The 7,733-nt window shown below is 75.6% G+C and carries 9 protein-coding genes; 3 read left to right on the top strand and 6 right to left on the bottom strand.

Translation table 11 applies throughout. The annotated features are described in order from the left end of the window. Positions 1–467 precede the first annotated feature (467 nt). Entirely contained in the window at positions 468–842 is a 375-nt protein-coding gene (locus D450_RS34990) for a superoxide dismutase family protein (protein ID WP_017541321.1), read from the top strand. Between the two features lie 34 nt (positions 843–876). Here the strand turns inward: D450_RS34990 and D450_RS0124775 are convergent, their stop codons facing one another. Both D450_RS0124775 and D450_RS0124770 read right to left on the bottom strand, forming a co-directional pair. Further along, positions 877–1,623 carry a YidC/Oxa1 family membrane protein insertase gene (locus D450_RS0124775; RefSeq protein ID WP_017541320.1) on the bottom strand — a complete coding sequence of 249 codons (747 nt, stop codon included), beginning with the start codon at positions 1,621–1,623 and terminating at the stop codon, positions 877–879. A 72-nt stretch (positions 1,624–1,695) separates the two neighbouring features. Next, positions 1,696–2,013, bottom strand: coding sequence for a DUF6412 domain-containing protein (locus tag D450_RS0124770; protein ID WP_017541319.1), 318 nt, complete (start codon positions 2,011–2,013; stop codon positions 1,696–1,698). A 219-nt stretch (positions 2,014–2,232) separates the two neighbouring features. Here D450_RS0124770 and D450_RS0124765 point away from each other — a divergent pair, with 219 nt between their 5' ends. Both D450_RS0124765 and D450_RS0124760 read left to right on the top strand, forming a co-directional pair. Further along, a complete protein-coding gene (locus D450_RS0124765; RefSeq protein WP_017541318.1) occupies positions 2,233–2,541 on the top strand; it encodes a hypothetical protein in 309 nt (102 codons plus the stop codon). A gap of 123 nt (positions 2,542–2,664) precedes the next feature. Beyond that, the gene (locus D450_RS0124760; protein ID WP_017541317.1) at positions 2,665–3,084 is read left to right on the top strand and encodes a VOC family protein; all 420 of its coding nucleotides are present in this window, start codon (positions 2,665–2,667) and stop codon (positions 3,082–3,084) included. 127 nt (positions 3,085–3,211) lie between these two features. Here the strand turns inward: D450_RS0124760 and D450_RS35780 are convergent, their stop codons facing one another. The 4 genes from D450_RS35780 to D450_RS0124740 form a co-directional block, all read right to left on the bottom strand. Further along, a complete protein-coding gene (locus D450_RS35780) occupies positions 3,212–4,069 on the bottom strand; it encodes a HAMP domain-containing sensor histidine kinase (RefSeq protein WP_449289484.1) in 858 nt (285 codons plus the stop codon). Positions 4,070–4,603: 534 nt separating this feature from the next. Next, the gene (locus tag D450_RS31220; protein WP_017541315.1) at positions 4,604–5,290 is read right to left on the bottom strand and encodes a response regulator transcription factor; all 687 of its coding nucleotides are present in this window, start codon (positions 5,288–5,290) and stop codon (positions 4,604–4,606) included. Positions 5,291–5,784: 494 nt separating this feature from the next. Beyond that, the gene (locus tag D450_RS0124745; protein WP_017541314.1) at positions 5,785–6,744 is read right to left on the bottom strand and encodes a sugar kinase; all 960 of its coding nucleotides are present in this window, start codon (positions 6,742–6,744) and stop codon (positions 5,785–5,787) included. A gap of 151 nt (positions 6,745–6,895) precedes the next feature. After that, positions 6,896–7,426, bottom strand: a complete 531-nt coding sequence (locus tag D450_RS0124740) for a C40 family peptidase (RefSeq protein WP_241483279.1) — start codon at positions 7,424–7,426, stop codon at positions 6,896–6,898. Positions 7,427–7,733 lie beyond the last annotated feature (307 nt).

Raw genomic sequence — 7,733 nt, 5'->3', positions numbered from 1 at the left:
GTGGGCTCCTCGATCGACCTGTCGTTGCAGTACGAGGCGGCGCGCCCGCCGCCCCCGCACGGGACCGCCCGCGTGTCGCTCGCCGCATCCGGGTAGCTACTTTCAGCGACAGAGCGATTCGGCTTGAACTCTCCCGGGGGTGGACGACGTGGATCTGACCCGAACGATCGCCGGACTGGCACTGGTCCCGCTGCTGGCGGCAGGGTGCGGCGGCGGTGGCGGCGACGCCGACGGAGGCGGCGGGTACGGGGGCGGAGGCGAGGGGGACACCTCCTCCCCCTCCCCCGGCGCCGAACAGAGCGGCACCGACACGACCGGAGGGCCCTCGGCCGAGGTCTCGGCCGAGTTCGAGCCCTACTCCGAGGGGGCGAGGGCCGTGACCTACGACGAGGAGGCGGTCCCGCCCGGGGCCGGCGTCGAGCTCACCGTCGCCCCGGACGAGGACGGGGAGGACGGGGAGGACGGCGATGACGCGGGCGACGACCGGGGGACCGGCTTCTCCNCCCCGCCTCACCGGGCTGATCCCCGACCGCGAGTACGGCGCCCACATGCACACCGGCGCCTGCGGCGAGCAGCCCGACGACTCCGGCCCGCACTACCAGGACCAGGAGGACCCCGAGCAGCCGTCGACCGACCCGGAGTACGCCAACGACGACAACGAGGTGTGGCTCGACTTCACCACCGACTCCGACGGCAACGCCGACTCCGAGGCCGACGTGGACTGGACGCCGCGCTCCGGCGAGATGAAGTCGCTGGTCGTCCACGCCGAGCACACCAGGACCGGCCAGGGCGAAGCCGGCAAGGCCGGGGACCGGCTCGCCTGCGTGGACGTGGAGATGTAGGGCTCCTCCGGCGCCCCCGCCCGCGGCACCGGGGTCAGGCGCCGACCAGGCGCCTGAGCAGGACCCTCTCGCCCACCGTCCACGCCGTGCTGGTCAGGAGGTAGAGGCCGGCGGCGAGCGGGACGAAGCCGGCCACGGCGACCGTCATGAACGGCAGGTAGGTCATCAGCCCCATGCCGGGGAGCGCCGGGGCGCCGTCCCCGCCGTGCTGGCCGTGCCGGCCCTGCTGCCGGAGGGCGGGCACGGTCAGCCAGGTGCGGGACGCCCACGCGGCCGCGGCGACCGCAGCGATCAGCACCGCGAAGACCGCGACCGAGGCGGGACCGGCGGCGAGGGCGTCACCGAGCGTGGAGCCCAGCGGAACCGGGCCCAGCGTCCGCTCCAGCAGGTGGTTGGGCTCGCCGCTCACCTCCGGGCTGACGAACAGGCCGTAGAGGACGAGGAAGACCGGCGTCTGGGCGAGCATGGGCAGGCAGCCGGCCAGCGGCGAGGTGCCCTCCTCGGCGTAGAGCCGCTGCTGCTCCTCGACCAGGCGCTGCGGGTTCTTGCCGTGCTTGCGCTGCAGCTCGCGGATGCGCGGGGCCAGGCGGGCCCGCTGCTTCTCGGCGCGGACCTGGGCGCGGGCGAGCGGCAGCAGCGCCAGGCGGACCAGGGCGGTCAGGATGATGATCGCGGCGGCGGCCGCGGCGGCCCCGAGCACCGGGGCGAGCAGGGCGGAGATGGCGGAGACCGCGGTGGCGGTCGCCGCGATGGCGGCGGCGATCGGTCCGAACGTGTACATGGGTAACCCCTCGGCGGCGGGTCGGCAGGTGGACGCCGGACACGGCCGCGCGGCCGCCGCACGGGGCGGCGGTCAGGCGGCCGCGGGGGCCGCGCCGGGAGCCCGCGGTCGGGGCTTGCCCGCGGCGTCGGGGTCGCGCTGCGGGGGGACGGGTGCGGCGGCCGAGCGGCGCCGCATGGAGCCGCGGTGCGCCTCGCCGCGGTCGCTCAGGGCCCAGGCGGCCGGGGCGCGCACGACGGCGCAGACCAGGGCCGTGCCGATGGCGACGACGGCCAGCAGCGCGAACGCTCCGAGTTCGGGGGCCGATCCGCCCGAGAGGCCGGGGACGTCGAAGGCGGCTCCGGCGGGACCGAGGAGGAGCGCGGTGAACAGGGCGTAGATGAAGGCCATGCCCGCGCTCCCTCCTCTCAGCGCCGCCGGGGGTCACGTTTCCTTCCGACGTTACGCCCTTCCGACGCGAATCGGGCGCGCGAAGTTCCCGACGCTTCGGGGAATCGGACGACACACCAGGAACCACTACCGGCGAATCACGCACCGCGACCGATAATTACGGCAAGTGACCGCCGACCCCGGCCCCGATCCCGCCCTCGGACCCTCGAAGGATGCGCCGTGCCGATCCGCTCCGCGAACCTCGCCACCATGTCCGCCACCATCGCCGGCGCGAAGGCCGGAACGCGGGGCGGCCCGGGCAGCGCGGTGGTGGTGTTCGAGTCCGGCCACCGCCAGCAGGTGGAGGGCGGCGGCTGCCGCCGGCTCGACGCCGAACAGGGCGGCGTGGTGTCGGTGGAGACCGAGCGGACGACGCGCTTCGCCCTCTACAAGGGGACGAGCTGCCAGGGCGGCAAGGCCGACGCGACCGGCACGGGCCCGGTCACCTTCGGAGTCCCGGTCCTGGCCGGAGCCATCGTCCTGGGCTGAGGGACCGCGTCCCACCCGGGAACGGCGGCGCGCCACGGCCGCGACCGCTCCGCTCCAGCCGCCGGGAGGCCCTCGCTGACCGGCTCACCGTGAACCGTCGGCGCCCACGTCTAACGTCGCCCTATGAGCGACCAGAGCAACGTGCGTTTCGAGGGCGGGGTCAACATCGCGATGAAGATCCCCAAAGCCGACTACGAGGACACCGTGCGGTTCTACCGGGACACGCTCGGGCTTCCCGTCACCGACCACCCTGCGACGGGGGCGCCGTCCGTGGCGCGGACGTGTTCGGTGGAGTTCGGCCCGGTCACACTGTGGCTGGACCGTGTGGACGCCTACAGCCGATCGGACCTGTGGCTCGAACTGCGGACGAGCGACGTCCCCGCCGCCGCGGCCCACCTGGCCGGCGCGGGCACCCCGACCTGCGACGAGGTCGAACCTTTCGAGGACACCGATGCGCAGGCCCACTGGATCAGGAACCCGGCGGGGGTCGTCCACCTGCTCAACGGACGGCCGAAGGACTCGGCAACGGACTCGGCATCATGAGCGCATGAGGCGCCGCCCCTTAGGTCCTGCCCCCCGAATGCCCCACGATCGCAGGCGACCTTCGGGGGCGGTCGGACCGGTCGGCAATGGTCACTGTTCACGACGAGGGCGACGGGGGCCGGGCGGGTCATTCGTCGGCGGCGGGGGCGGTGTCCGGACCGGTCTCCGTCGGCGGGTTGCCGTCCTCGTCCGGTCGTGTCGCCTCCGGGAAGGTGAGGCGCATCAGGGTTCCGCCGCCCTCGGGGCGTTCGGCCGTCGCCGCCGCGCCCGAGGCCTCGGCCACCTGGGCGACGATGGCCAGGCCGAGCCCCGACCCCGGAAGGCTGCGGGCCGACGGGGCCCGGTAGAAGCGGTCGAACACGTAGGGCAGGTCCTCCTCCGGGATGCCCGGTCCGTGGTCGCGGACGGTGAGCTCCGCCCCACCGGTGCCCCGGAGGCGGACCTCCACCGGTTCCCCCTCCGGGGCGAACTTCGCCGCGTTGTCCAGCAGGTTCGCCACCGCCCGGGTGATGCGGTCGGGCACCGCCTCCACCAGGACCGGCTCCAGCTCGGTGGTGAACCGCGCCTGGGGCCGGTCCCGGCGCTGCGCACGCACACAGTGCAGCACCACCTCGTCCAGGCGCACCGCCTCCGGCGCGCGGTCCACCCGCTCCCCGCGCGCCAGTTCGATCAGGTCGTTGACCAGTCCCGTCATCTCCGCCGCCTGCGCCCGCAGCGTTCGCACGGCCTGGTCGCGGCGGTCCGGCGGCAGGTCCCGGGCCAGCAGGTCGACGGTGGTGCGCAGCCCCGTCAGCGGGGTGCGCAGCTCGTGCGAGGCGTCGGCGACCAGGCGCCGCTGGGCCGCCGCCGAGGCCTCCAGCTCGGCGAGCATGGTGTTGAAGCTCCCCGCCAGCCGCGCCAGCTCGTCGCCGCCCGCCAGGTCGATCCGGTGCCGGGGGTCGCGGGTGGCGGCGATGGTCTCCGCGGCGCGGGTCAGCCGCCCCACCGGGCGCAGCCCCGTGCGCGCCACCGCGTACCCCAGCACCGCCGCCAGCAGGACCCCGGCGGCCCCGGCCGCCGCGAGCCGGACACCGGCCTCGTGCACCGAGCGCTCCACGCCGTCGGCCCGCACCGACACCTGCACGGCCCGCCCCTCGCCGAGCGGCGCCACATACCCCCGCACCGGGATGTCGCCGATCCCCGACGCGGTGTAGAACGGCCCGGACTCCCCGCGCGCCACGTCGAAGGCGCGCCGGGGCACCCACGGGGTGTCGTCGGACTGCGGCGGCTCCACCGTGCCGTCGGTTCCGATGAGCTGCACACAGCTGGGGGCGGTCAGGTAGACGCATTCGCCCGATCCCAGCCACTCGGCGTCGTCGACCTGCCGCTGGACCCGGACCGCCTCGCGCTTGAGGCTCAGGTCGAGCGACTCGTGCAGCTGGTGGCCGATGATCGCGTAGGCCACCGCGGTGCCGGCGACGACCGCCGCGNGCCGCCCCCCAGCCGCACCCGCAGCGGCCACCGGCGCCAGAACCCCCGCTCAGCCATCGGCGGGCCCGGCGCCGTCCGCGTCGCCGGCCCGGTCCTCCAGCACGTAGCCCACGCCCCGCACGGTGTGCACGAGGCGCGGCTCGCCCCCGGCCTCCAGCTTGCGCCGCAGGTAGCCGATGTAGACGTCGAGGGAGTTGGAGCCCGGCCCGAAGTCGTAGCCCCACACCCGGTCGGCGATCACCGGTCGCGGCACCACGCGGCCCGCGTTGCGCAGCAGCACCTCCAGCAGGGCGAACTCGGTGCGGGTGAGCTCGATGGACCGGTCCCCGCGCCGGGCACGGCCCCCGCCGGGGTCGGCGGTCAGGTCGCCGTAGCCCAGGCGCTGTCCGCCCTCCGGGCGGGCGCGGCGCAGCAGCGCCCGCAGCCGGGCCAGCAGCTCGTCCAGGTCGAAGGGCTTGACCAGGTAGTCGTCGGCGCCCGCGTCCAGCCCCTCCACCCGGTCGCTGACCGCGTCGCGGGCGGTCAGCACCAGGACCGGGGTGCGGTCGCCGCGCCCGCGCAGCCGCGTGCACATGGTGATGCCGTCCATGAACGGCATGAGCACGTCCAGCACGATCGCGTCCGGGGGCCAGGCGCGCACCGCCTCCAGNCCGGCGGGGCCCCGCCGCACCTGGTAGCCCTCGATCTCCAGGGCGTCGGCGACGGCGTCCCGCACCGCGGGCTCGTCCTCGACCACCAGTACCCGCGCCCCGTCCGCGGGGCCTGCTCCTGCACTCACCCCACCGAAGCTACTCGCCCCGGACCTGCGGCGACACGCGCCGCAGGGGTTCTCTCAGGGAACTCTCACCCGCCTCCCCGGATCGACACCCGGAGCCGAGCGGGTGCGCACGGCGGCGGCCGTCCCCCGAAGAGGCGCCGATGAGCATCGATCGCCCCATCCGCCGCCCGGGTCCGCCTCCTGCACGGGCGCCTTTCTCATGTACCTCTTAATTCCGCGGGCGAGGATCACCATCGGACCGCGTTCCCGGCGCGGGGTGTACGCGGGGGTGGCCCCCGTGCCGGGGGCCGGTCAGGGCCGCCCAAGGCCGGTCGTCCAGGCCGGTCCACGGTGTCGCTCTCCACGTTGCAGGCGGGGCCGCCGGATTCGACGGTCACCGCGGCTTAACCAAACACACGGGTCTCCGGGCGGCCGCCGTCCTCGTTCCCGCTTCCCCGCCGCCGCGGGAGCGCTCAGAGCACGGCCGAGCGCCATGCCTGCTCGTCCGCCGCCAGGAGGCGGTCGCGGATCCCGGGCGGGGGCGGGGGCGCCGTGTCGCCGGGCGCGCGCAGGCAGGACGCGGCCATCAGGTGGCCGAGCCGGAGCCGCTCCCGGACCGGCAGGCCCCGAAGCAGGCCGGACAGGAACCCCGCAGCGAAGGCGTCCCCCGCGCCCACCGGTTCGACGACCTCGGTCTTGAGCGCGGGCACGCGCACCCGGTCGCGGCCCGTGAAGCACACCGCGTCGTCGCCGGCGTCCTTGACCACCAGCAGCGGCACCCCCGGAAGCAGGGCCCGGACCTCCTCGGCGCCTCCGGCGCCCCAGAGCCGGGCCGCCTCGTCGGCGCCCACGAACACCGCGTCGGCCGCGGCCGCCAGCTCCAGCAGGCGCGGCGCCGCCCGCTCGGCGCTCCACAGCGCCGGGCGGTGGTTGACGTCGAAGGAGACCAGCGGGCCGCCGTGCGGCCGGTCCGGCGCCAGCAGCCGGTCCATCAGCGCCGAGCACCCCGGCGACAGCGCCGGGGTGATGCCGGAGGCGTGCACCAGGTGGGCCCCCTCCGGCAGCCGGGTCCGCGGGCCCATCGCCGAGGCGGCCGATCCGGTCCGGTAGTAGTGCACCCGGCTCCCGGCCGGGTCGGGGTCCTTCAGGTACAGCCCGGTGGGCCGGGCCGGGTCGACCTCGACGGCGGCGGTGTCCACGCCGCGCGCCCGCAGCTCCGCGGCGACCATCCGCCCGAACGGGTCGTCGCCCAGCCGCCCGGCCCACGCCGCCCGGTGCCCCAGCGCGGCCAGCCCCGAGGCGACGTTGGCCTCGGCGCCGCCCGCGCCGACCGCGAGGTCTCCCCCGCGGTCGGCGGGCGCGCCGTCGGCCGGGGTCAGCACGGCCATGGTCTCCCCGACGCACACGGCCTCGGGACCGCCCGTCCGCCCCACCCGCGCCCCTTCCTGTCCCGGCCTGCGCACACCTGTGTCTCCGCGATACGGAAGGCACACCTTAACGGCGGGCGGGAGCCGCTTTCCACGGGTCGGGGCGAGGGCGCCGCGCTGCACAACGCTGAAGGGCGGATCCTATCGGCGGCCGGGATCAGCCGACTCTGCGGATGCCGGCGATGTGCGCCTGGTAGTAGTCGGCCAGCCGCACGACCTGCACGGTCTTTCCGGCGCTGGGCGCATGCACCATGCGGCCGTCCCCCAGGAGGATGCCCACGTGGGAGGGGCCGGAGTAGAAGAAGACCAGGTCCCCCCGGGACGCGTTCGCGCGTGCCACCGGGGTGCCGCGGCGGTACTGGTCGTGGGTGGTGCGGGGGAGGGTGCGCCCCGCCTTTCCGTAGGCCCAGGTGACGAGCCCGGAGCAGTCGAAGGCGTGCGGTCCGGCGGCGCCGTACCGGTAGGGCTTGCCGACCTGGTCGAGCGCGTGCCCGACCGCCGTGCGCGCGACCGTCGAGGCGGGCGCGGCCGGGGCGGCCACCGCCTCGGTGGCGCCGAGGACGAGCAGCGCCGATAAGAGGGCCGTCGCCCGGGCCGCAGTGCCCGGACGCCGACCACCGGTACTTCGGTGAGTGATCTTTTCGTAACACAGGGTAGTTATCCGCACCATGCGAGTCCTCATGCTCATCACCGCTCCCCCTCGGGTGCGCTCGGGTCCCGGCCCGCGCCGGGCGGCGGGGCCGCACGGCCTAACGGAAGCACACCGTGGGCCGGGTTTCGGAGCACTCCTATGGCGCTGGCGTGTCGTCCTAAAATCCTGGCCAGGATCGCGCCATCCGGGATTGGCACGGCGGCGGACCGGGCAACAGGGGCCTCACGCCCCGTTCACGGGAGGACCGCCCCCGCCCCGGTCGTGCCCGCTGGAGTGGTGGAACTTTCGGCCGCGTCCTTGTGAGCGGCGCGACCGCTGCAGCGCGATCGGAGACCCCGCCCCG

Origin of the sequence: Nocardiopsis halophila DSM 44494 (genome assembly GCF_000341245.1) — a bacterium.
Lineage (GTDB): Bacteria > Actinomycetota > Actinomycetes > Streptosporangiales > Streptosporangiaceae > Nocardiopsis_A > Nocardiopsis_A halophila.
This window is presented reverse-complemented; position numbering and strand designations above follow the sequence as displayed.

What these genes read in the sequence shown, in the direction of transcription:
- D450_RS0124775 (WP_017541320.1), bottom strand. Translation starts at nt 1,623, where the DNA reads ATGTACACGTTCGGACCGATCGCCGCCGCCATCGCGGCGACCGCCACC.
- D450_RS0124770 (WP_017541319.1), bottom strand. Translation starts at nt 2,013, where the DNA reads ATGGCCTTCATCTACGCCCTGTTCACCGCGCTCCTCCTCGGTCCCGCC.
- D450_RS0124760 (WP_017541317.1), top strand. Translation starts at nt 2,665, where the DNA reads ATGAGCGACCAGAGCAACGTGCGTTTCGAGGGCGGGGTCAACATCGCG.
- D450_RS0124740 (WP_241483279.1), bottom strand. Translation starts at nt 7,426, where the DNA reads ATGAGCATGAGGACTCGCATGGTGCGGATAACTACCCTGTGTTACGAA.